29 protein-coding genes are annotated in these 18,481 nt (G+C 56.6%); 6 read left to right on the forward strand and 23 right to left on the reverse strand.

Annotated features, from left to right (window positions below):
* Nucleotides 1-301 precede the first annotated feature (301 nt).
* The 5 genes from AC2FLU_RS01490 (at nt 302) to AC2FLU_RS01510 (ending at nt 4,170) form a co-directional block, all read left to right on the forward strand.
* Entirely contained in the window at nt 302-2,029 is a 1,728-nt protein-coding gene (locus AC2FLU_RS01490; protein ID WP_480484782.1) for an amidohydrolase, read from the forward strand.
* Nucleotides 2,030-2,204: 175 nt separating this feature from the next.
* On the forward strand, nt 2,205-2,519 hold the full coding sequence (gene rpsJ, locus AC2FLU_RS01495) for a 30S ribosomal protein S10 (RefSeq protein ID WP_008756422.1): 315 nt from the start codon (nt 2,205-2,207) through the stop codon (nt 2,517-2,519).
* 18 nt (nt 2,520-2,537) lie between these two features.
* Nucleotides 2,538-3,263: a 50S ribosomal protein L3 gene (rplC, locus tag AC2FLU_RS01500; RefSeq protein WP_171638102.1), complete on the forward strand. Its 726-nt coding sequence runs from the start codon at nt 2,538-2,540 to the stop codon at nt 3,261-3,263.
* Entirely contained in the window at nt 3,260-3,877 is a 618-nt protein-coding gene (gene rplD / locus AC2FLU_RS01505) for a 50S ribosomal protein L4 (RefSeq protein WP_480474058.1), read from the forward strand. Before rplC ends, rplD begins: the two co-directional genes overlap by 4 nt.
* Entirely contained in the window at nt 3,874-4,170 is a 297-nt protein-coding gene (locus AC2FLU_RS01510; protein ID WP_170609990.1) for a 50S ribosomal protein L23, read from the forward strand. Before rplD ends, AC2FLU_RS01510 begins: the two co-directional genes overlap by 4 nt.
* Nucleotides 4,171-4,451: 281 nt before the next feature.
* On the opposite strand, the gene AC2FLU_RS01515 is transcribed toward AC2FLU_RS01510, so the two are convergent.
* The 23 genes from AC2FLU_RS01515 to AC2FLU_RS01625 form a co-directional block, all read right to left on the reverse strand.
* The gene (locus AC2FLU_RS01515; RefSeq protein ID WP_209505835.1) at nt 4,452-4,664 is read right to left on the reverse strand and encodes a DUF1127 domain-containing protein; all 213 of its coding nucleotides are present in this window, start codon (nt 4,662-4,664) and stop codon (nt 4,452-4,454) included.
* A 247-nt stretch (nt 4,665-4,911) separates the two neighbouring features.
* Nucleotides 4,912-5,739, reverse strand: a complete 828-nt coding sequence (locus AC2FLU_RS01520; protein ID WP_480520327.1) for a VOC family protein — start codon at nt 5,737-5,739, stop codon at nt 4,912-4,914.
* Nucleotides 5,740-5,873: 134 nt separating this feature from the next.
* Nucleotides 5,874-6,062, reverse strand: coding sequence for a 50S ribosomal protein L30 (rpmD, locus tag AC2FLU_RS01525; RefSeq protein WP_480496045.1), 189 nt, complete (start codon nt 6,060-6,062; stop codon nt 5,874-5,876).
* A 12-nt stretch (nt 6,063-6,074) separates the two neighbouring features.
* Nucleotides 6,075-6,644 (reverse strand): 30S ribosomal protein S5, encoded by a 570-nt coding sequence (gene rpsE, locus AC2FLU_RS01530; RefSeq protein WP_480474056.1) that lies wholly within the window; start codon nt 6,642-6,644, stop codon nt 6,075-6,077.
* Between the two features lie 186 nt (nt 6,645-6,830).
* On the reverse strand, nt 6,831-7,190 hold the full coding sequence (gene rplR, locus AC2FLU_RS01535) for a 50S ribosomal protein L18 (RefSeq protein WP_010437103.1): 360 nt from the start codon (nt 7,188-7,190) through the stop codon (nt 6,831-6,833).
* A gap of 11 nt (nt 7,191-7,201) precedes the next feature.
* Entirely contained in the window at nt 7,202-7,735 is a 534-nt protein-coding gene (gene rplF, locus AC2FLU_RS01540; protein WP_039523384.1) for a 50S ribosomal protein L6, read from the reverse strand.
* Between the two features lie 11 nt (nt 7,736-7,746).
* On the reverse strand, nt 7,747-8,139 hold the full coding sequence (rpsH, locus tag AC2FLU_RS01545; protein ID WP_209505841.1) for a 30S ribosomal protein S8: 393 nt from the start codon (nt 8,137-8,139) through the stop codon (nt 7,747-7,749).
* 13 nt (nt 8,140-8,152) lie between these two features.
* A complete protein-coding gene (rpsN, locus tag AC2FLU_RS01550) occupies nt 8,153-8,458 on the reverse strand; it encodes a 30S ribosomal protein S14 (RefSeq protein ID WP_142639784.1) in 306 nt (101 codons plus the stop codon).
* A 19-nt stretch (nt 8,459-8,477) separates the two neighbouring features.
* A complete protein-coding gene (gene rplE, locus AC2FLU_RS01555) occupies nt 8,478-9,038 on the reverse strand; it encodes a 50S ribosomal protein L5 (protein ID WP_480484777.1) in 561 nt (186 codons plus the stop codon).
* Nucleotides 9,031-9,342 carry a 50S ribosomal protein L24 gene (rplX, locus tag AC2FLU_RS01560; RefSeq protein WP_480484776.1) on the reverse strand — a complete coding sequence of 104 codons (312 nt, stop codon included), beginning with the start codon at nt 9,340-9,342 and terminating at the stop codon, nt 9,031-9,033. Before rplX ends, rplE begins: the two co-directional genes overlap by 8 nt.
* Before the next feature lie 2 nt (nt 9,343-9,344).
* Nucleotides 9,345-9,713 (reverse strand): 50S ribosomal protein L14, encoded by a 369-nt coding sequence (gene rplN, locus AC2FLU_RS01565; protein WP_005621870.1) that lies wholly within the window; start codon nt 9,711-9,713, stop codon nt 9,345-9,347.
* Between the two features lie 75 nt (nt 9,714-9,788).
* Entirely contained in the window at nt 9,789-10,019 is a 231-nt protein-coding gene (rpsQ, locus tag AC2FLU_RS01570) for a 30S ribosomal protein S17 (RefSeq protein WP_209505845.1), read from the reverse strand.
* Nucleotides 10,020-10,023: 4 nt separating this feature from the next.
* Nucleotides 10,024-10,230: a 50S ribosomal protein L29 gene (gene rpmC, locus AC2FLU_RS01575; RefSeq protein WP_209505847.1), complete on the reverse strand. Its 207-nt coding sequence runs from the start codon at nt 10,228-10,230 to the stop codon at nt 10,024-10,026.
* Nucleotides 10,231-10,432: 202 nt separating this feature from the next.
* Nucleotides 10,433-10,936, reverse strand: a complete 504-nt coding sequence (locus AC2FLU_RS01580; protein WP_480496043.1) for a hypothetical protein — start codon at nt 10,934-10,936, stop codon at nt 10,433-10,435.
* A gap of 184 nt (nt 10,937-11,120) precedes the next feature.
* Entirely contained in the window at nt 11,121-11,327 is a 207-nt protein-coding gene (locus AC2FLU_RS01585) for a cold-shock protein (protein ID WP_480474053.1), read from the reverse strand.
* A 253-nt stretch (nt 11,328-11,580) separates the two neighbouring features.
* On the reverse strand, nt 11,581-12,201 hold the full coding sequence (locus AC2FLU_RS01590) for a 2OG-Fe(II) oxygenase family protein (protein ID WP_496811769.1): 621 nt from the start codon (nt 12,199-12,201) through the stop codon (nt 11,581-11,583).
* Nucleotides 12,202-12,437: 236 nt separating this feature from the next.
* On the reverse strand, nt 12,438-12,851 hold the full coding sequence (rplP, locus tag AC2FLU_RS01595) for a 50S ribosomal protein L16 (RefSeq protein ID WP_267364819.1): 414 nt from the start codon (nt 12,849-12,851) through the stop codon (nt 12,438-12,440).
* Nucleotides 12,852-12,863: 12 nt separating this feature from the next.
* A complete protein-coding gene (gene rpsC, locus AC2FLU_RS01600) occupies nt 12,864-13,574 on the reverse strand; it encodes a 30S ribosomal protein S3 (protein WP_209505853.1) in 711 nt (236 codons plus the stop codon).
* Nucleotides 13,574-13,954 (reverse strand): 50S ribosomal protein L22, encoded by a 381-nt coding sequence (gene rplV, locus AC2FLU_RS01605; protein WP_209505855.1) that lies wholly within the window; start codon nt 13,952-13,954, stop codon nt 13,574-13,576. The genes rpsC and rplV overlap by 1 nt, the downstream gene beginning before the upstream one ends.
* A 3-nt stretch (nt 13,955-13,957) precedes the next feature.
* Nucleotides 13,958-14,236, reverse strand: coding sequence for a 30S ribosomal protein S19 (rpsS, locus tag AC2FLU_RS01610; RefSeq protein ID WP_005980699.1), 279 nt, complete (start codon nt 14,234-14,236; stop codon nt 13,958-13,960).
* A 3-nt stretch (nt 14,237-14,239) separates the two neighbouring features.
* The gene (gene rplB / locus AC2FLU_RS01615) at nt 14,240-15,082 is read right to left on the reverse strand and encodes a 50S ribosomal protein L2 (protein WP_480474051.1); all 843 of its coding nucleotides are present in this window, start codon (nt 15,080-15,082) and stop codon (nt 14,240-14,242) included.
* Between the two features lie 192 nt (nt 15,083-15,274).
* Entirely contained in the window at nt 15,275-16,225 is a 951-nt protein-coding gene (locus tag AC2FLU_RS01620; protein ID WP_496809502.1) for an FRG domain-containing protein, read from the reverse strand.
* Nucleotides 16,226-16,606: 381 nt separating this feature from the next.
* On the reverse strand, nt 16,607-17,641 hold the full coding sequence (locus tag AC2FLU_RS01625) for a fatty acid desaturase (RefSeq protein ID WP_480607377.1): 1,035 nt from the start codon (nt 17,639-17,641) through the stop codon (nt 16,607-16,609).
* 320 nt (nt 17,642-17,961) lie between these two features.
* Between AC2FLU_RS01625 and rplO the strand changes: the two genes are divergently transcribed.
* The gene (rplO, locus tag AC2FLU_RS01630; protein ID WP_480496037.1) at nt 17,962-18,435 is read left to right on the forward strand and encodes a 50S ribosomal protein L15; all 474 of its coding nucleotides are present in this window, start codon (nt 17,962-17,964) and stop codon (nt 18,433-18,435) included.
* Nucleotides 18,436-18,481: the final 46 nt, after the last annotated feature.

The raw sequence follows: 18,481 nt of genomic DNA on the forward strand, positions 1-18,481 counted from the left end.
CGCCATCCGCGAAGGCGGCCGCACCGTCGGCGCCGGCGTCGTGTCGAAGATTACTGAATAATTCGCACAAGCGAATGAACCAACGAAAAGGGCTTCCCTCGGGACGCCCTTTTTTCGTTTTTGCCTAAGCTGATTGTAATGCTACTTCTCTCATATTGAGGCATCACAATTAGAAAGAGGTCACAGCATGCACTTATTGGCGCGTTCAGTTGGTCTAGTTGCTGCACTTGTTTATTTATCCACTTCAGCGTCCGCACAGCAGATCGCGGACAGGATTTATCTCGGAGGGCCTGTGTTAACGATGAACGATAAGGCTCCGTCCGCTGAAGCGGTCGCAGTCAAAGACGGACGCGTTCTTGCTGTGGGGTCGTTGTCTGATTTGTCGATGCATCGCGGTGAAGAAACCGAAACGTTTGACCTGGAAGGCCGCGCGATGCTTCCGGGTTTTGTAGATAGCCACGGTCATGTGGTCATGGGGGGGTTGCAGGCATTGTCCGCCAACCTTCTTGCGCCGCCTGATGGGAAAGTCGTTGATATCGCCAGTCTGCAAGCCACGTTGACTGACTGGGCCGACGAAAATGCGCAAGCCGTTGAACAGGTCAAAATGATCATCGGCTTTGGTTACGACAATGCTCAATTAAAGGAACTGCGCCACCCTACGCGACAAGAACTGGACATTGTGTCTGAGGACTTGCCGGTCGTTATCGTTCATCAGTCCGGGCATTTGGGAGTAGCAAACTCGAAAGCTCTAGAGTTGGCAGGCATCACAGCCGCTTCAAAAGCCCCTCCGGGCGGAGTGATTCAACGCGATGACGCCGGTGAGCCAAACGGTGTTCTGGAAGAGTATGCGTTCTTTTCGGTCCTTGTGCCCATGTTAGGAAATCTGGGTGAAGAAGGCCTGGCGGCATTTGCCAAAGCTGGAACCGAACTTTGGGCACAGTTTGGATACACGACCGGACAAGAAGGCCGAACCTCAGGAGAAATTGTTGACGTTCTCAAGAAAGTTGCCGCCGAAGATGGGCTCCCAATTGACGTGGTAGCCTTCCCGGATGTTCTTGAGGCCAGGGAATATATAGGTGCAAACACCTCCAAGAACTACGACGACCGGGTTCGGGTCGGGGGCTGCAAGCTAACGATTGACGGCTCGCCTCAGGGTTTCACGGCTTTGAGGGATCGGCCCTATTATGATCCAGTCGGAAGCTACTCCGCCGGTTATTCAGGGTATGCTGCTATTACGATGGAGCAGCTACAGGACGCCGTTAATTGGTGTTACGAAAATGGGTTCCAAATCCTTGTGCACTCTAACGGGGAAGGGGCTTCTGACATGCTGATAGCAGCTCTCGAAGAGGCACAGATGAAGTATGGCGACCCGGGGAATCGTCCGGTTCTGATCCACGGTCAGTTTCTAAGAGAGGATCAGGTTGCGAGTTTTAAACGCCTCGGCGTATTCCCATCGCTTTTCCCGATGCACACGTTTTACTGGGGGGATTGGCATCGTGATCACACCGTTGGGCCGGTCAATGCAGACAATATCTCACCCACAGGATGGCTGCTCGAGCGGGACATGATGTTTGGCACACACCACGATGCCCCGGTGGCCTTTCCAGATAGCATGCGTGTTCTTGCTGCGACGGTTACTAGACGCACACGCTCTGGAGATATTTTGGGGCCGCATCAAAGGGTCGATGTTATGACTGCCTTGAAAGCCATGACAATCTGGCCCGCTTGGCAGCATTTCGAGGAAGATGAAAAGGGGTCCATTGAGGTTGGCAAAGTTGCGGATTTCGTGATCCTGTCAGACGACCCCACATCCGTTGACCCAGAAACACTGGCGGAACTAGAAGTGCTTGTAACCGTGAAGGGCGACGAGATTGTTTATGAAGCCGAAGTGGGTGTCCGAGAGGGCAAATTGGATTACTCGCCGTTCTCAAATGATCCTGTGATTGCCCATCTGTATCTGCATGCGGTTTACCAAGGGATGAAGGTAGAAGACGCATGGCTAACCAATGGCGTGTCTGGCGGCGAATAAAACGGTGTTCTTTGTGACGTTTGCCCCTTGTCAAACCCCGCCAACCCCACTAATACGCGCAGGTTCTCAACAAGAACATCAAGGCGGGATGATTCCCGCCTTTTGGGTTCGATGAGGGTTGGCGATGCGCGTCTGTCCTCCTCTCAACCTCAACGCCTGATAAAAGGCTGTTACTATGCAAAGCCAAAATATCCGTATTCGGCTGAAGGCATTTGACTATCGCGTTCTGGATGCCAGCACGCAAGAGATCGTCAACACTGCCAAGCGGACCGGCGCGAACGTGCGCGGCCCGATCCCGCTGCCGAACAAGATCGAGAAGTTCACGGTTCTCCGTGGCCCTCACGTTGACAAGAAATCCCGCGACCAGTTCGAGATCCGCACGCACAAGCGTCTGCTCGACATCGTTGATCCGACCCCCCAGACTGTGGACGCGCTGATGAAGCTCGACCTGGCTGCTGGTGTGGATGTCGAGATCAAGCTGCAGTCGTAAGATCGGAGGGTATAGATTATGCGCTCTGGTATTATCGCAAAAAAAGTTGGCATGACCCGCCTGTTCATGGAAGACGGCAAGCAGATCCCTGTGACCGTTCTTCACCTGGACAACCTGCAGGTTGTTGCACAGCGGACCGCTGAAAAAGACGGCTACACCGCCGTTCAGCTGGGCGCTGGTGCTGCCAAGGCAAAACGCACCTCGAAGGCCATGCGCGGCCACTACGCCGCTGCCAAGGTCGAGCCCAAGCGCAAGCTGGCCGAGTTCCGCGTCTCCGAAGATGGCCTGATCGAAGTGGGAGCCGAAATCTCGGCCGAGCACTTCCTGGCTGGTCAGAAGGTTGACGTTTCGGGCACCTCGATCGGTAAAGGCTTTGCCGGTGCGATGAAGCGCCACAACTTCGGTGGTCTGCGCGCCTCGCACGGTGTGTCGATCAGCCACCGTTCGCACGGCTCGACCGGTCAGTGTCAGGATCCGGGTAAGGTGTTCAAAGGCAAGAAGATGGCCGGTCACATGGGTGCTGCCCGTGTTACCACCCAGAACCTCGAGGTTGTCAAAACCGACGCCGACCGTGGTCTGGTCTTCATCAAAGGCGCCGTTCCCGGACCGAAATCGGGCTGGGTCACCGTCAAGGACGCCGTGAAGAAGAAAGCACCGGAAGGCCTGCCTTTCCCGGCTGCTGTGAAATCGGCTGCAACCGAAGCACCTGCGGAAGAAGTATCCGCGGAAGGTGGTGAAGCATGAAACTTGATGTAATCAAACTGGACGGCGGCAAGGCCGGCGACATCGAGCTGGATGCAGACCTGTTCGGCCTCGAGCCGCGCGCGGACATCCTGCACCGTGTGGTCCGTTGGCAGCGCAACAATGCGCAGGCCGGCACCCACAAGGTCAAGACCCGCTCGGAAACCAGCTACTCGACCAAGAAGATCTATCGCCAGAAAGGCACCGGTGGCGCACGCCATGGTGACCGTAACGCGCCGATCTTCCGCAAGGGTGGTGTTTACAAGGGCCCGACCCCTCGTTCGCACGGCCACGACCTGCCGAAGAAGTTCCGTAAGCTTGGCCTGCGCCATGCTCTGTCGGCAAAAGCCAAAGCAGGTGAACTGGTTGTGATCGAGAACGCCGAAGCAGAAGGCAAGACCGCCGCACTGGCCAAACAGGTTGCAAACCTGGGCTGGAAACGCGCTCTGGTCATCGACGGCGCGACCGTGAACGAAGGGTTCCTGAAGGCGTCGCGCAACATCGAAGGTCTGGATATCCTGCCGTCGATGGGTGCAAACGTTTATGACATCCTCAAGCGTGACACCCTGGTGCTCACCAAAGCGGCTGTCGAAGCACTGGAGGCTCGTCTGAAATGAGCGCGAAGGCAGAACACTACGACGTGATCCGCAAGCCGATCATCACCGAAAAGTCGACCATGGCGTCCGAAAATGGCGCGGTTGTCTTTGAAGTGGCGATCGAAAGCAACAAGCCGCAGATCAAAGAGGCCGTTGAGGCGCTGTTTGGTGTGAAGGTCAAGGCGGTGAACACCACCGTGACCAAAGGCAAGGTCAAGCGGTTCCGCGGCCAGCTGGGCCGTCGGAAGGACGTCAAGAAAGCATATGTGACCCTGGAAGAGGGTAACACAATCGACGTAAGCACCGGTCTCTGATCCGACGCTTACAGCGACACTTTACGGCCCCGGTGGATCACTCCGCCGGGGCCGATTTCGTTTCAGGCGTCGAAGCTGGGGACGCGCGTCAGGGCAGGGCGGTCACACGCCCTCCAGCGGTCGCCTCAGGGCGGTTCTGACGTTTCGGGCTCATTGGCCGCCTCAACAGCCATCGCACCCTCTGGCGGCCTCTGAGCGGCCTGCAAGCGGGGCAGAGCCAGCAACGGATATAGAAAAGGCGCCGTTAAGGCGCCTTTGGGTCGTTTTAATTGTGTGCGTGGTTATGAGCAATATACGTGCCGGTGCGCGATATCTGCGATGTCGCAGCGGCGGATGCCGATATCGTCCAGCTCACGGTTGCTCAGACGCTGCAACTCGGTATAGGTGCGCTGATACTCAGCAGCACGAGCGCGGGCTGTTTTGATCCGTGTGATCATGTCAGCGATCCGGGTGCCGAAGTTGAAGCCGGTATGGGTCAGTGTCGCAGTTGTCATCTCTGTATTCCTTTCTCGTATCAGGGCGTATTCCCTGACGTTTCCTTTTGAGTTCCTTCATTGGACAAGGCAGAGATAGGAGCGTTTGCTATCGCTAACAACGCAGATTTTGGTCTAGCCGGTATGCATGCGGCGAATAACTTTCGCTGGTTGGATTGCTCGTAGCCTGGTTCCTGTTCCTATTGGCGTGGATTTTGCAGTTGACCTGCAGATTGACGCGATGGCCATCTGCGGTTTGCAGCGACTTTCAGTTTGTTCCCAATACCGGACCCACCTGCTGAAATGCAAAATAAAGTCCCGTCGGATCACGAAACACACGCGGTGCATGCTGCGCGCTTTGCCGTGATCGAACACGCACTTCGGACGCTCCAAGCGTCAAAGCATCACGTACCGCATCCTCGATAGCGGTGACCTTAATTCCAGGTAGCCAGGCGCATCTTTCACGTATCTTTATATCTGGTGAAGCAACCACAGGAATATGTGTAAGCCACTGACCTGGCCCGGCCGCGCCCGTGCCATCCGTCTTCGAAGATGTTCGGTCAAACAACGATTGGTAGAATTCGACTGGAAACTCCGGGCTTTCGCTCAGATAAACCTCTGTTGTGAACTGTTGTGTAGGTATCGGGTAATCGTGTTGTGAAACGGAAATGCCAAACCTGGCTCCCAAGGGGTCCAACAATAGGCAGTTTCGCCCAACGCCGGGCACATCAAAGGGGCGTCGAATGATGTGCGCGCCCAGCTTCTCGGCACGCTTTGAATACTTGTCAACATCGGGAACTTCGAAATAGGGAAGCCAGCCGGCATCAAAACCCGCTGGAGTTTTGGTCAATCCACTTCCGGCCTCCCCATTCAGAAGAGCAAGAGTGAATTCCCCTTTTCCCCGACCCCAGACATAGTCTTCGGTGCTTTCCTTAATGAAATCCCACAACGCTACACGGCCATAGAAAGCCTCGGAAGCGTTCAGATCAGGCGTAAAGAGGTCATGCCATACGATCCGTCCTGTCTTATCCGCACTCACTTCAAGAACCTCCTGCGTGGAACACGCTGGGTAGTTCATCACAACCCATTTGGTCATTGATACAGATCAATCAGAACACGCCGCTCCTGAGATCCGGGTTGGAGGAAGGAATCCCCAAGAAGCTGAAGTGCCAACAAAAAACGCCCCCGAATTGACCGGAGGCGTTTTTGTTCTTTCCGATGAAGGCGGGCTTAACCGCGCTCTTCGACGATCTCAACCAGATGCGGGATCTTGCGGATCATGCCGCGCACCGAAGGAGTATCCTCCAGCTCACGGGTTCTGTGCATCTTGTTCAGGCCCAGGCCGATCAGGGTTGCGCGCTGTTCGGCGGGGCGACGGATCGGCGAACCGACCTGTTTGACGACGATGGTTTTTGCCATGACGTGCTCTCCTTATGCTTCTGCTTCAGCAGCAGCCGGTGCTTCGTCCCGCTTGGGCAGGATGTCAGCAACCTTTTTGCCACGACGTGCGGCAACCGAACGCGGGCTCTGCTCTTTCTGCAGGCCATCGATGGTGGCGCGGATCATGTTGTACGGGTTCTGCGAGCCCAGCGACTTGGACACAACGTCCTTGACGCCCAGCATTTCGAACACGGCACGCATCGGACCACCGGCGATGATACCGGTACCTTCAGGCGCGGCGCGCATAACCACTTTACCGGCGCCGTGACGGCCCTCGATGTCGTGGTGCAGGGTCCGACCTTCGCGCAGCTGCACGCGGATCATCTGACGCTTGGCTTGCTCAGTCGCCTTGCGGATGGCCTCAGGTACTTCTTTCGCTTTACCCTTGCCAAAGCCGACGCGGCCTTTCTGATCGCCGACAACCACCAGAGCGGCGAAGCCAAAGCGCTTACCACCTTTTACGGTTTTCGACACGCGGTTGATTGCGACCAGGCGATCTGCAAATTCCGGTGTTTCTTCACGGTCGCGGCCACGGCCCCGACGGTTTTCACGTTCTGCCATTTGGCATCCCTTTTCCTCTAGAGGCGCTTGCGGCGCCAATTACTCAATCGAAGTGAACCCGTGAATGACATTCTGGGGCTCCCCGATCATCGAGGCGGGCGGACCCGCCTTCAAAGTGCCGGTGCCGGGCTGAAGCCCGGCCTACGGCGTCGTATCCGGTAGGCCGGGCTTCAGCCCGGCACACCATCAGATCTTCAGGCCACCTTCACGCGCAGCGTCGGCGACAGCCTTCACTTTGCCGTGGAACAGGAAGCCGCCACGATCGAAATAGGCCTCTTCGACGCCTGCCTTCTTGGCACGCTCGGCGATGGCCGCGCCGACTTTCGTCGCCGCTTCGACGTTGTTCTTGCCAACAACACCCAGATCTTTTTCCAGGGTCGAGGCCGAGGCCAGGGTCACGCCACGTACGTCGTCGATCAGCTGAACAGAGATGTTCTTGTTCGAACGGTGTACGGACAGGCGCGGACGACCCGCGTTGACCTTGCGAAGTTTGTTCCGAACGCGCAGGCGGCGCTTCAGAAACAGGGTTCTTTTGCTGTTTGCCATTGTCTGCGTCCTTACTTCTTCTTGCCTTCCTTGCGGAAGATGAACTCGCCCTTATAGCGGATGCCCTTGCCTTTGTACGGCTCGGGGCGGCGCCACTCGCGGATTTTGGCCGCGGTTTCGCCCACCAGCTGCTGGTCGATACCTTCCACAACGATTTCGGTCTGCTTCGGTGCGGTGATGGTAACACCTTCCGGAGCCGTGAAATCAACATCGTGGCTATAGCCCAGGTTCAGCTTCAGGGTGTTGCCCTGCATCTGCGCCCTGTAACCAACACCCTGGATCTCCAGCTCTTTTTTGAAGCCTTCAGTCACACCGGTTACCAGGTTGGCAACCATGGTGCGGCTCATGCCCCACTGCTGGCGGGCACGCTTGGACATGCCGCGAGGGTCGATCTTGACCACGTTGTCTTCAACCGACAGCGTTACGTCGTCGGTGGCGGTGAAGCTGCGGGTGCCTTTCGGACCTTTGACTTCGATGGTCTGACCCGACACAGAGGCGGTTACGCCGCTGGGCAGCTCGACCGGTTTTTTACCAATACGAGACATTGCAGACCTCCTTAGAAGACGGTGCAGAGCACTTCGCCGCCAACATTGTTGGAGCGAGCGTTTGCGTCCGACATCACACCTTTCGGAGTGCTGACAATCGACACGCCCAGACCCTGACGGACCTGCGGGATGTCATTGACGCCCATGTATACGCGGCGACCGGGTTTCGAAACCCGCTTCAGTTCGCGAATGACAGGAGTGCCTTCGTAGTATTTCAGGCTGATTTCGATGGCCGGATGACCGTTTTCGCCGGTCGTCTTTTCATAGCCACGGATGTAGCCTTCGTCCGCCAGCACGTCCAGAACCCAAACACGCAGCTTTGACGCCGGAGTGGATACGGTGGATTTGCCGCGCATTTGCGCGTTGCGGATACGGGTGAGCATATCGCCGATAGGATCATTCATATCTATGTCTCCCTTACCAGCTCGATTTCACCATGCCGGGGATCTGACCAGCAGAACCCAGCTCGCGCAGCATGATACGGCTGACCTTCAGCTTACGGTAGTAAGCGTGGGGACGACCGGTCAGCTGACAACGGTTGTGCAGACGGGTAGCCGAGCTGTTGCGCGGCAGTTTCGCCAGTTTCAGACGCGCTTTGAAACGCTCTTCCATCGGCTTGCTCTCGTCATTCGCGATTTCTTTCAGCTCGGCACGCTTTGCGGCATATTTGGCCACCAGGCGTTCGCGCTTCTTTTCGCGTTCGATCATTGCTTTTTTAGCCATGTCTCAATCCTCCCGGCGCTTACGCGTTGAACGGCATGTTGAATGCTTTCAACAATGCCTTTGCTTCAGCGTCGGTTTTCGCTGTGGTGGCAATTACGATATCCAGGCCCCAGACCTCGTCGACCTTGTCGAAGTCGATTTCCGGGAACACGATGTGCTCTTTCATGCCCATGGCAAAGTTGCCACGACCGTCGAAAGAAGGCTTAACACCGCGGAAGTCACGAATACGCGGCATTGCGATCGTGATCAGACGATCCAGGAATTCGTACATCCGGTCACCGCGCAGGGTCACTTTCGCACCCAGCGGCATGTCTTCCCGGACGCGGAAACCCGCGATCGACTTCTTCGCCTTGGTTGAAACGGCCTGTTGACCGGCAATTGCAGTCAGATCCTCGACAGCAGCTTTCGCTTTCTTCGAGTCTTTGACGGCCTCGGCACCACAGCCGATGTTCAGAACGATTTTTTCCAGCTTGGGCAGCTGCATGTCGTTCTTGTAGCCGAACTCTTCTTTCAGAGCGGCACGGATGGTCTCGGCGTACTGCGCTTTCAGACGCGGGGTGTAGGTTGCGTTATCAAGCATCGATCACGTCCCCTGTGGTCTTGGCGAAGCGAACTTTCTTGTCGCCTTCCACGCGGAAGCCAACGCGGGTTGCTTTGCCGTTCTTGTCCAGCAGTGCCAGGTTCGAAAGATCGACCGGCAGAGCTTTGGGCAGGCGGCCGCCTTGCGAGGTTTGCGACTGGCGGGTGTGGCGGATGGCGATGTTGATGCCATCGACCACAGCTTTACCGGCTTTGGGGTCAACCGAGGTGATAGTTCCCTCTTTGCCCTTGTCCTTGCCGGACAGCACGACGACCTTGTCGCCTTTGCGGAGTTTAGCAGCCATGATTACAGCACCTCCGGAGCCAGCGAGATGATTTTCATGAAGTTCTTCGCGCGCAGTTCACGAACAACGGGGCCAAAGATACGGGTACCTACGGGCTCGTTGTTGTTGTTCAGGATGACGGCGGCGTTGCGATCGAAACGGATCGCGGTGCCGTCTTCGCGACGGACTTCCTTGGCGGTGCGTACGACGACGGCCTTACGGACGTCACCTTTCTTAACGCGGCCGCGCGGGATGGCTTCCTTCACCGAGACGACAATGATGTCGCCAACGGAGGCGTATTTACGCTTGGAACCACCCAGGACCTTGATGCACTGAACTCGGCGTGCGCCAGAGTTGTCAGCGACATCCAGATTGGTCTGCATCTGGATCATGTGGTTTCTCCCGACCTGTGGGGGCTGGTCTGATTAAATCCCCCAGGGTTTCGACAAATGAAAAATCCCGGAAGCTTACGCTTCCAGAACTTCCCAACGTTTCGTCTTCGATTTCGGCGCGCATTCGATGATGCGTACAGAGTCGCCGACCTTGAAGGCGTTCTTTTCGTCATGAGCCCGGTATTTCTTGGACTTACGAACGGTTTTGTGCAGCAGCGGGTGCTTGAAACGGCGCTCGACCAGCACGGTGATGGTCTGTTCGTTGGCGTCGCTGGTCACGGTGCCTTGCAGGATACGCTTGGGCATCTGATTACTCCTCGGATGCCGCAGCAGCGGCCTTTTCGTTCAGGATGGTTTTGACGCGGGCAGCGTTGCGGCGGGCCGCTTTGATGCCAGCAGTGTTTTCCAGCTGACCGGTTGCCTGTTGAAAGCGCAGGTTAAAGCTTTCTTTCTTCAGGTTGACCAGTTCCTCGCGGAGCTGATCAGGGGTCTTGTCACGCAGTTCTTGGGCGTTCATCGCCTTTTCCTTTGCTCAAAACACCAGAAGGCCCCGTACTCGGGTCACCTTTGACCTGGTGGATGAATGATAGACATACGAATCGCCCGACAACGCCGGGAGACCGCAAGATGCCGCTCTATAGGGGGTTAGGGGTGGGGTGGCAAGGGAAAGTTTGCCATGCGGGAACAGGGAATTTCCCGAAATCAAAAACCCGCTTGTGTCACCGTGTCAGACCCTGGCTATTTGCCACTCTGGTCAATACGGACAGCATCTCGGAAACCTCTTCCGGCGAAAGACGGCCATGACCGTCCAGGAACGCTCCGATGTCACGCCCGGTATATCGCCCCGTCAGCTTCCCTTCGTCAAGGATCAGATTGTTTCGCGCAAGCTCCACGGCGGTCACATGGCAAATACGGCATTTCTCGATGAAGACACCGCCCGAGTCCCGGATAATCCGGAAATGAGCAAGCAGAACCTCGGCCTTGTCCGTAGTCACCCCGCCATGACCGGAGCGCAGGTAATTTTCGACCGCCCGTCCGGACCGGGCTCCGACCAGCACGCCATCTGATACACCAAGCTCATCCCAAACGAAATCACCGGAATGGGGGGCGTGGCATCCGGCACAGCTGTCTTCGTATATGCGGTGCGGGTTCGCAACTTGCCCCACAGCACTTGTCGTGCAGGCAATTGTCGCAACCAGAACGAATGAGAATAGGGCTTGCATCGTAAATGCCTGACCAAATCCTGAACAATACACCTCAACATGACGGGCGGGTGCATAGTTTGGATTCTATCGTGTGTCTGAACCCAATGGAATGATTGAGATCAGATGGCTCAATTTCGCTTTTACGAAAAACGCGGCCCCGTTTGCACGAGACCGCGTCTGCAACTGTCTAAGTCTGGGCGACTTACGCCAGAGCGATGTTCACAGCCGACTCGCGGCCGTCACGGCCGGGCTCGATGTCGAATGTTACTTTCTGGTTGTCGGCCAGACCGGTCAGACCCGAGCGTTCGACAGCAGAGATGTGTACAAACACGTCTTTGCCACCGGTCTCCGGTGCGATGAAGCCAAAACCTTTAGTTGTGTTGAACCATTTTACGGTGCCATTGGCCATATCCGTATTCTCCAAATAATTGCTGTCCGCGGAATTGCGACAGCGCGGCGTGGTCGGTCTGGATCGAGAGACTGAACGCCGAATATCGGGAGACAGTGGTCGAAAAAGAAAAACGTAAGCGTGCCTCACATGGTCCATGTCGGCACATATTGCAAGTGTTATCGAAAACTCTTGGTGAATCGTGATTGGTAGGGGGCCGCCCGTTCGTCTCGCAAACGCTACACTGAACAACTACCGTGCAATGAGCTGATGCTCACTCCCACTTATAGTTGAAACTCACTGAAATCCGCTCTTCCTCGGCCATGTTCATCGGCACCTCGTGGCGCAGCCAGCTTTCCCACAGCAGAACATCGCCCACCTGCGGCTTCACATAGATGAAGGGCTGCAAATCGCGTCGCCCGCCTTTCAGCCGCATCGGCGCGGCCATCATGCGGCCTGAGCGGGGGTCTTCCAGCTTCAGCGCGCTCGCGCCTTCGGGCATCGCCACATAGGTGGTGCCGGAAATCACACTGTGCGGGTGCAGATGGCTGGAATGCATGCCACCCTCGGGCAGGATGTTGATCCACAGGTCTTCCAGCTTCAGCTCACCCTCACCCAGATCAAACTCCAGATCCTTGGCAAAAGCCGCCACATGGCTGTCCAGCGCTTTGACCAGATCGGCGAATATCGGAAACCGCCAGGGCAGGTCGGTCAGCGAAGCATAGCTGGTGTAACCGGGATAGCCGTTTTCTTCGCACCAGTCCTGACCGGCCTCGTCATCCTCGGCGATGACAAGGCACGAGCTTTCCAACTCCTCCGCATCGATCGGGGGACCGAACTCGGACAAAGAGGCACGATAGAGGCGGGTGACGAAGAGTGATTCAATCTGTGGCATGGCGCTGTCTTAAACCAGCCGCGCGGTGAAGGCGATGGCTGTTTTGCGAGGCTCTGCCTCGCGCTCCGGGATATTTGCAGCCAGATGAAGAACGGATCCCCTGCTTCATCTGGCCCAAAATATCCCGGGGGAGGCGCGCGGCACGCGCGGCGGGGGCAGAGCCCCCTAAAGAAAAACCCCCGCCGGTGTTCCGACGGGGGTCAATCTTGTCACGAGCGGGGGTGCCCCCGGATCGCTTACCAGTCTTCGCGAACCACGACGCGGGTCTTGATCGGCAGCTTCATCGCAGCCAGGCGCAGGGCCTCGCGGGCGATGTCGTCATTGACGCCGTCGATCTCGAACATCACGCGACCGGGCTTGACCTTGCAAACCCAGCGGTCGACCGAACCCTTACCTTTACCCATACGAACTTCGATCGGCTTTGCCGTGACCGGAGTGTCGGGGAAGATGCGGATCCAGACACGGCCCTGACGCTTCATGTGACGCGTCATGGCACGACGTGCAGCCTCGATCTGGCGTGCGGTTACACGCTCAGGCTCAATCGCTTTCAGGCCGTAGGTGCCAAAGTTCAGATCAGAGCCGCCCTTGGCTTCGCCCTTGATCCGGCCTTTGTGCAACTTGCGGAATTTTGTACGCTTTGGTTGAAGCATATCTTTCCCTCCTTAGCGACGACCGCCACCAGCACCACGAGGTGCAGGGCCGTCCTGGAGTTCCTGTGCTTTACGGTCACGTGCCTGCGGATCGTGCTCCATGATCTCCCCTTTGAAGATCCAGACCTTGATCCCGATGATCCCGTAGGGGGTCATCGCTTCGGCATGTGCGTAATCGATGTCGGCGCGCAGCGTGTGCAGCGGCACACGGCCTTCGCGGTACCATTCGGTCCGTGCGATTTCGGCACCACCCAGACGGCCAGCGACGTTCACCCGGATACCCAGGGCGCCCATGCGCATGGCGTTCTGTACGGCGCGCTTCATCGCGCGGCGGAACGAAACACGGCGTTCCAGCTGCTGAGCGATCGACTCGGCAACCAGTTGGCCGTCAAGTTCGGGCTTGCGCACTTCGACGATGTTCAGGTGCAGTTCGCTGTCGGTCATCGCAGCCAGCTTCTTGCGCAGGACTTCGATGTCCGCACCTTTCTTGCCGATGATGACACCCGGACGTGCCGTGTGGATCGTAACGCGGCACTTCTTGTGCGGACGTTCGATGATCACACGGGCAACACCGGCCTGCTTGCACTCTTTCTGGATGAACTCACGGATCTTGAGGTCTTCCAGCAGAAGATCACCGTAGTCCTTGGTATCTGCGTACCAGCGGCTGTCCCAGGTGCGGTTGACCTGAAGGCGCATGCCGATCGGATTGACTTTATGTCCCATTAGGCTTGCTCCTCAACTTGACGCACCTTGATGGTGATCTCCGAGAACGGCTTCATGATCTTGCCGAAACGGCCACGGGCACGCGGGCGACCGCGCTTCATGACCAGGTTCTTGCCAACCCAGGCTTCGGCGACGATCAGCTCGTCAACGTCCAGGTTGTGGTTGTTTTCGGCATTCGCGATTGCGGACTGCAGGCACTTCTTGACGTCCTGCGCGACACGCTTGTTCGAGAAAGTCAGGTCGGTCAGGGCCTTCTCGACTTTCTTGCCGCGGATCATAGCTGCTACCAGGTTCAGTTTCTGCGGGCTGGTGCGAAGCATGCGCGTTTTCGCCATTGCTTCGTTTTCAGCCACGCGGCGGGGGTTCTTTTCCTTGCCCATGACTTACTTCCGCTTCGCTTTTTTGTCTGCGGCGTGGCCATAATAGGTCCGGGTCGGCGAATATTCACCGAACTTCTGACCGATCATGTCTTCCGAGACGTTTACCGGGATATGCTTCTGGCCGTTGTACACACCAAAGGTCAGACCCACGAACTGGGGCAGGATGGTGGAACGACGCGACCAGATCTTGATGACTTCGTTGCGGCCCGACTCGCGCGCTGCTTCGGCTTTTTTCAGCACGTAAGCATCGACGAAAGGACCCTTCCAAACAGAGCGAGACATGGATTAACGTCCCTTCTTCTTGGCGTGCCGCGAGCGGATGATCAGCTTCTGGGACGCTTTGTTCTTGTTGCGGGTACGCTTACCCTTGGTGTCCTTACCCCACGGCGTAACCGGCGTACGGCCACCCGAGGTACGACCCTCACCACCACCATGCGGGTGATCGATCGGGTTCATAGCAACACCACGAACCGACGGACGCACGCCCTTGTGGCGCATACGACCGGCTTTACCGATGTTCTGGTTGCTGTTGTCGGGGTTGGACACGGCACCGATGGTGGCCATGCATTCCTGACGGACCATGCGCAGCTCGCCCGAGCTCAGACGGATCTGAGCGTAACCGCCATCGCGGCCAACAAACTGAGCGTAAGTACCGGCCGCACGTGCGATCTGACCGCCTTTGCCAGGCTTCATCTCGATGTTGTGGACAATGGTACCGATGGGCATGCCCGAGAACGGCATTGCGTTGCCCGGCTTGATATCGGCCTTTGCCGACGCGATGACCTTGTCACCAACAGCCAGACGCTGCGGAGCCAGGATATACGCCTGCTCGCCGTCTTCGTATTTTACCAGTGCGATGAACGCGGTCCGGTTCGGGTCATATTCGATCCGCTCGACGGTTGCCGCGACATCAAATTTGTTCCGTTTGAAGTCAACGATCCGGTAGAGACGCTTTGCGCCACCGCCGCGGCGGCGTGAAGTGATCCGTCCGGTGTTGTTCCGGCCGCCCGATTTGGTCAAACCCTCTGTGAGAGACTTGACCGGACGTCCTTTCCAAAGCTCCGAACGGTCGATCAGCACCAGCCCGCGCTGGCCCGGCGTCGTCGGCTTGTACGACTTGAGTGCCATGCTTTCTGTCTTCCGTTTAGCAAGTGCAGGGGAGGTCCCCCGCTATGTGATAGGCCCCCGTAGGTGCCAAAGGTATAGGGCCCCGAAGGTCCCCGGTTGCAAAATATCTAAGGCCCCGGAACGAATCCGAGGCCGCAAGATTGGGAGCGTTTAGCAGTGTTGGCGGAGGGTGGCAAGGGGGGTTAGTGCGTTTCAAGCACCTCGTCTTTTTATCTTTGCGGCTGTTCTCTCCAAGCTTGGGAAGAGCGCCTCTTCATTAATACCCAAACTATCTAGCTCACTCAAAATACCATTCTTGTTTTTTGGTGCGACGTATATTTCATACGTATCAAAATTCTTAAGGAAATGACGCGTTGGCAAACGACTACGTTTACGTTCTGCAAAAATACCCTCTCTTTCTGGGTTGAACAAACCGAATATTAGGAACGCACCACTTTGCGAGGCGATACGCACATCTAGCTTTCTTGGCAAAACCGCTACTATCTGAGAAAGATCATCGGGATGGAGAGTATCACCTACACTTGGGTTGTCCCGGTTAGCCAATCTCAAGATTTCTCTAATTTCTGAATTTGCATTGAATTTAGAGACATAGGCTTTGTTGAAATCTTCTTCCGACCCGTCCGTTGTTTCTCGCAGCGCATCCTCACGGCACCGCAACAAGTGTTTTCTTAATGAGTTTTTCTTTTCGAACGGCAAATATGCTAAGTTGCAAAGGACGGCCACGCTCTCGCTATCAAAGAAGCGCTTTCTTAGCGAAATGGGGTTGAAGACTATAACTTCGCCCGCTGGACGCCTGGGAAGGGTCTCAGAAGAAGAGCTGGAAGCGCTACGACACGCAAAATACAAAGCGACCAAAGGATTTTTGGTAACGTCTAACAATCGTGTGGGGAGGCCGTAATGTTGCGCTCGAGCCAGCCACTCAAAGGTACTTAGATCACGAGAGAAATCTTCTGGATGCTCGGCCAACAATTCACGGATCATCTCGTGTTCGCGCTGTTTCCAATCTTCAGATCGCAAAACTGACGGTTCAGCTTTATAGGCCCTGTCTTCATGACCTCTGAACAGTAGCTCACCGCTGTTCCATTCAGAGTTTCGCTCGGAGATCTGTTCGATGTACTCAGATAGGTTTTTTATATAGGGCATAATCGATTAACAACTTTGAATTTACTGTAACAAAGGCCTTCTCAACAGTTATCAAAAGGGCAAAAGTCTTTCAGTTCAAACAAATTTCACCCACTGCAATTTGTTTTCAGCGCGAATGAAGTGAAAAGTCAGACAGCAAAATGAACAAGTAGTACGTTGCCCCAAGCGCGGGACAAGGCCGAAGGCCGCCGCGCCAGCGACTGCCCGTCCCGGCGGGCTGGCGCTTTGGGGGCGTTAGCGCCTCGCTAGGAATTCGGATGTATCTGGTACCATAAAGCGCGCTGATCAGCTGTTGCAGCGCCACCCCACGGGCAGTCGCTGGCGCGGCTCACGGACCGGTAACTCTGAAAACTCCGCCTGCGCTCGACGCCGCGGAGGACCTCACCCATAAAGCGCGCGGGCCTCGGCGAAGGACAGCAGTCGGCGGCTTTGCTCATCCCAAAGGTGCAGGCGCGCGTTGGCGAGGCTCTCGCGGATGGTCATCCGGTTGCTGTTTGCCAGCTCATCATGGTCGCGCAGCACTTCGGTCAGGCGATAGAATGGAATGCGGCTGTACAGGTGATGCACGTGGTGGATGCCGATATTGGCGGTGAACCACTGCAACACGGACGGCAATATATAATGAGAGCTTCCGTGCAGCGCCGCTTCGTGCAACTGCCAGTCTTCATCGGCGTCCCAATGCGTGTCCTCGAACTGGTGTTGCACATAGAACAGCCATACCCCGGCGGTGGCGGCAATCAGGGTCGAGGGCAGGAAGATCAGAACCATCGGCATCAGCCCGCCAAAATAGTAGATGGCCACAAGCGCAACCAGAATGGCAAGATTGGTGGCCATCGCGCTGACCCAGAACCGGACGCTGTCGGTCAGACCCAGCGGAAGGCGGTTTTGAAACAGGAACAGATATCCGGGGCCAAAGACGAACAGGGTGATCGGGTTTCGATACACACGATACCAGAACCGGTTCATCGGGGTTTTCGCCTGATATTCGGCCACGGTCAGGGTGTGGATATCGCCCATCCCGCGTTTGCCCAGATTGCCGGAACTGTTGTGATGTGTGGAATGCGTGCGGCGCCAGACATCATAAGGTGTCAGCGTCAGAACTCCGATTGAGCGTCCAACCCAGTCACTGACCGTCCGGTTCTTGAAGAACGCGCCGTGCCCGCAATCATGCTGGATGGCAAACAGGCGCAACAGAAAGGCCGCGTTGAGAACGGAAATCGCAAAAGCAAGCCAATAGCTGACCGACAGCGACATCCAGGACAAAGCCCAGAGCGCGAAGAAGGGGATGACACTGACGCCCAGCTCAAACGCGCTGCGCAGCTGGTCGGGTTCGCGATATTTGGCAAGCGTTGTTACCCAGTCACGTGCAGCGGTAGTCTCCGGCTGTTTCCGGGTCGAGAGAGTGGTTTCAGTCATGCGCCTGCCAAGTTCTTGTTTGTGGCAATCCGGATAGACTACCGCCCGGTCATGGCAAGCGATAATTGCCAAAATCGCCATATTTCGTGCTCGATTTTCGGTCAGACCCCGGTGAAGGTGTCCTTTTGGGTTCACCTTGCGGGGCCGGTCCCGGGGCTTTTGCCGGTCATGACAAGCGGCTGGCGATCTACAGTCTTGCCAAGCCCTGCCATCGGGCCTATACGCCTGCGGTGGCTTTTTGGCCGCGAGAATCAAAACCAAGAAATGCCGTGTTTGGCCCATCACGCTTCGGGGGTCATATCCGGCTTAGGAGAAGCGAAATGAAACTGAACGAATTGCGCGACAATCCTGGCGCCGCCCCAAAACGCACCCGCGTTGGCCGTGGTCCGGGTTCCGGCAAAGGTAAAATGGGTGGCCGTGGTATCAAAGGCCAGAAATCCCGCTCGGGTGTGGCCATCAATGGCTATGAAGGCGGTCAGATGCCCTTGTACCAGCGTCTGCCCAAGCGTGGCTTCAACAAGCCAAACCGCAAGGAATTCGCCGTCATCAACCTGGGCCTGATCCAGAAATTCGTCGAAGCCGGCAAGCTGGACGCCAAGGCCGCGATCACCGAAGACGCTCTGGTTGCGTCCGGTCTGGTCCGCCGCAAGCTGGACGGTATCCGCGTTCTGGCCAAAGGCGAGATCAGCGCCAAGGTTGATCTGGAAGTGACCGGTGCGTCGAAAGCTGCTGTCGAGGCAGTTGAAAAAGCGGGCGGTTCACTGAAAGTCACAAAAGCCGCTGCGGCAGAGTAAGCGCTTGTGAGCGGGCAAAGACCCGCTTACATAGACTTCAGAGTTT

This window comes from Ruegeria sp. SAZD013, from assembly GCF_059612525.1.

Bases quoted from the DNA above. Each gene is read 5' to 3' on its own strand.
- AC2FLU_RS01490 (WP_480484782.1), top strand. From the start codon at position 302: ATGAACGATAAGGCTCCGTCCGCTGAAGCGGTCGCAGTCAAAGACGGA.
- rplR (WP_010437103.1), bottom strand. From the start codon at position 7,190: ATGGCAAACAGCAAAAGAACCCTGTTTCTGAAGCGCCGCCTGCGCGTT.
- rplB (WP_480474051.1), bottom strand. From the start codon at position 15,082: ATGGCACTCAAGTCGTACAAGCCGACGACGCCGGGCCAGCGCGGGCTG.
- rplX (WP_480484776.1), bottom strand. From the start codon at position 9,342: ATGGCTGCTAAACTCCGCAAAGGCGACAAGGTCGTCGTGCTGTCCGGC.
- rpsJ (WP_008756422.1), top strand. From the start codon at position 2,205: ATGCAAAGCCAAAATATCCGTATTCGGCTGAAGGCATTTGACTATCGC.
- rplN (WP_005621870.1), bottom strand. From the start codon at position 9,713: ATGATCCAGATGCAGACCAATCTGGATGTCGCTGACAACTCTGGCGCA.
- AC2FLU_RS01510 (WP_170609990.1), top strand. From the start codon at position 3,874: ATGAGCGCGAAGGCAGAACACTACGACGTGATCCGCAAGCCGATCATC.
- AC2FLU_RS01515 (WP_209505835.1), bottom strand. From the start codon at position 4,664: ATGACAACTGCGACACTGACCCATACCGGCTTCAACTTCGGCACCCGG.
- rpsE (WP_480474056.1), bottom strand. From the start codon at position 6,644: ATGGCAGAACGTGAAAACCGTCGGGGCCGTGGCCGCGACCGTGAAGAA.
- AC2FLU_RS01625 (WP_480607377.1), bottom strand. From the start codon at position 17,641: ATGACTGAAACCACTCTCTCGACCCGGAAACAGCCGGAGACTACCGCT.
- AC2FLU_RS01620 (WP_496809502.1), bottom strand. From the start codon at position 16,225: ATGCCCTATATAAAAAACCTATCTGAGTACATCGAACAGATCTCCGAG.
- AC2FLU_RS01585 (WP_480474053.1), bottom strand. From the start codon at position 11,327: ATGGCCAATGGCACCGTAAAATGGTTCAACACAACTAAAGGTTTTGGC.
- rpsS (WP_005980699.1), bottom strand. From the start codon at position 14,236: ATGTCTCGCTCTGTTTGGAAGGGTCCTTTCGTCGATGCTTACGTGCTG.
- rplF (WP_039523384.1), bottom strand. From the start codon at position 7,735: ATGTCTCGTATTGGTAAAAAACCGGTCGAGCTGCCCAGCGGCGTAACC.
- AC2FLU_RS01520 (WP_480520327.1), bottom strand. From the start codon at position 5,739: ATGACCAAATGGGTTGTGATGAACTACCCAGCGTGTTCCACGCAGGAG.
- rplD (WP_480474058.1), top strand. From the start codon at position 3,260: ATGAAACTTGATGTAATCAAACTGGACGGCGGCAAGGCCGGCGACATC.
- rpsH (WP_209505841.1), bottom strand. From the start codon at position 8,139: ATGAATGATCCTATCGGCGATATGCTCACCCGTATCCGCAACGCGCAA.
- rplC (WP_171638102.1), top strand. From the start codon at position 2,538: ATGCGCTCTGGTATTATCGCAAAAAAAGTTGGCATGACCCGCCTGTTC.
- rplV (WP_209505855.1), bottom strand. From the start codon at position 13,954: ATGGGCAAGGAAAAGAACCCCCGCCGCGTGGCTGAAAACGAAGCAATG.
- AC2FLU_RS01580 (WP_480496043.1), bottom strand. From the start codon at position 10,936: ATGCAAGCCCTATTCTCATTCGTTCTGGTTGCGACAATTGCCTGCACG.
- rplO (WP_480496037.1), top strand. From the start codon at position 17,962: ATGAAACTGAACGAATTGCGCGACAATCCTGGCGCCGCCCCAAAACGC.
- rpsC (WP_209505853.1), bottom strand. From the start codon at position 13,574: ATGGGACATAAAGTCAATCCGATCGGCATGCGCCTTCAGGTCAACCGC.
- rplP (WP_267364819.1), bottom strand. From the start codon at position 12,851: ATGCTTCAACCAAAGCGTACAAAATTCCGCAAGTTGCACAAAGGCCGG.
- rpmC (WP_209505847.1), bottom strand. From the start codon at position 10,230: ATGAACGCCCAAGAACTGCGTGACAAGACCCCTGATCAGCTCCGCGAG.
- rpmD (WP_480496045.1), bottom strand. From the start codon at position 6,062: ATGGCAAAAACCATCGTCGTCAAACAGGTCGGTTCGCCGATCCGTCGC.
- rpsN (WP_142639784.1), bottom strand. From the start codon at position 8,458: ATGGCTAAAAAAGCAATGATCGAACGCGAAAAGAAGCGCGAACGCCTG.
- AC2FLU_RS01590 (WP_496811769.1), bottom strand. From the start codon at position 12,201: ATGCCACAGATTGAATCACTCTTCGTCACCCGCCTCTATCGTGCCTCT.
- rpsQ (WP_209505845.1), bottom strand. From the start codon at position 10,019: ATGCCCAAGCGTATCCTGCAAGGCACCGTGACCAGCGACGCCAACGAA.
- rplE (WP_480484777.1), bottom strand. From the start codon at position 9,038: ATGCTTGATAACGCAACCTACACCCCGCGTCTGAAAGCGCAGTACGCC.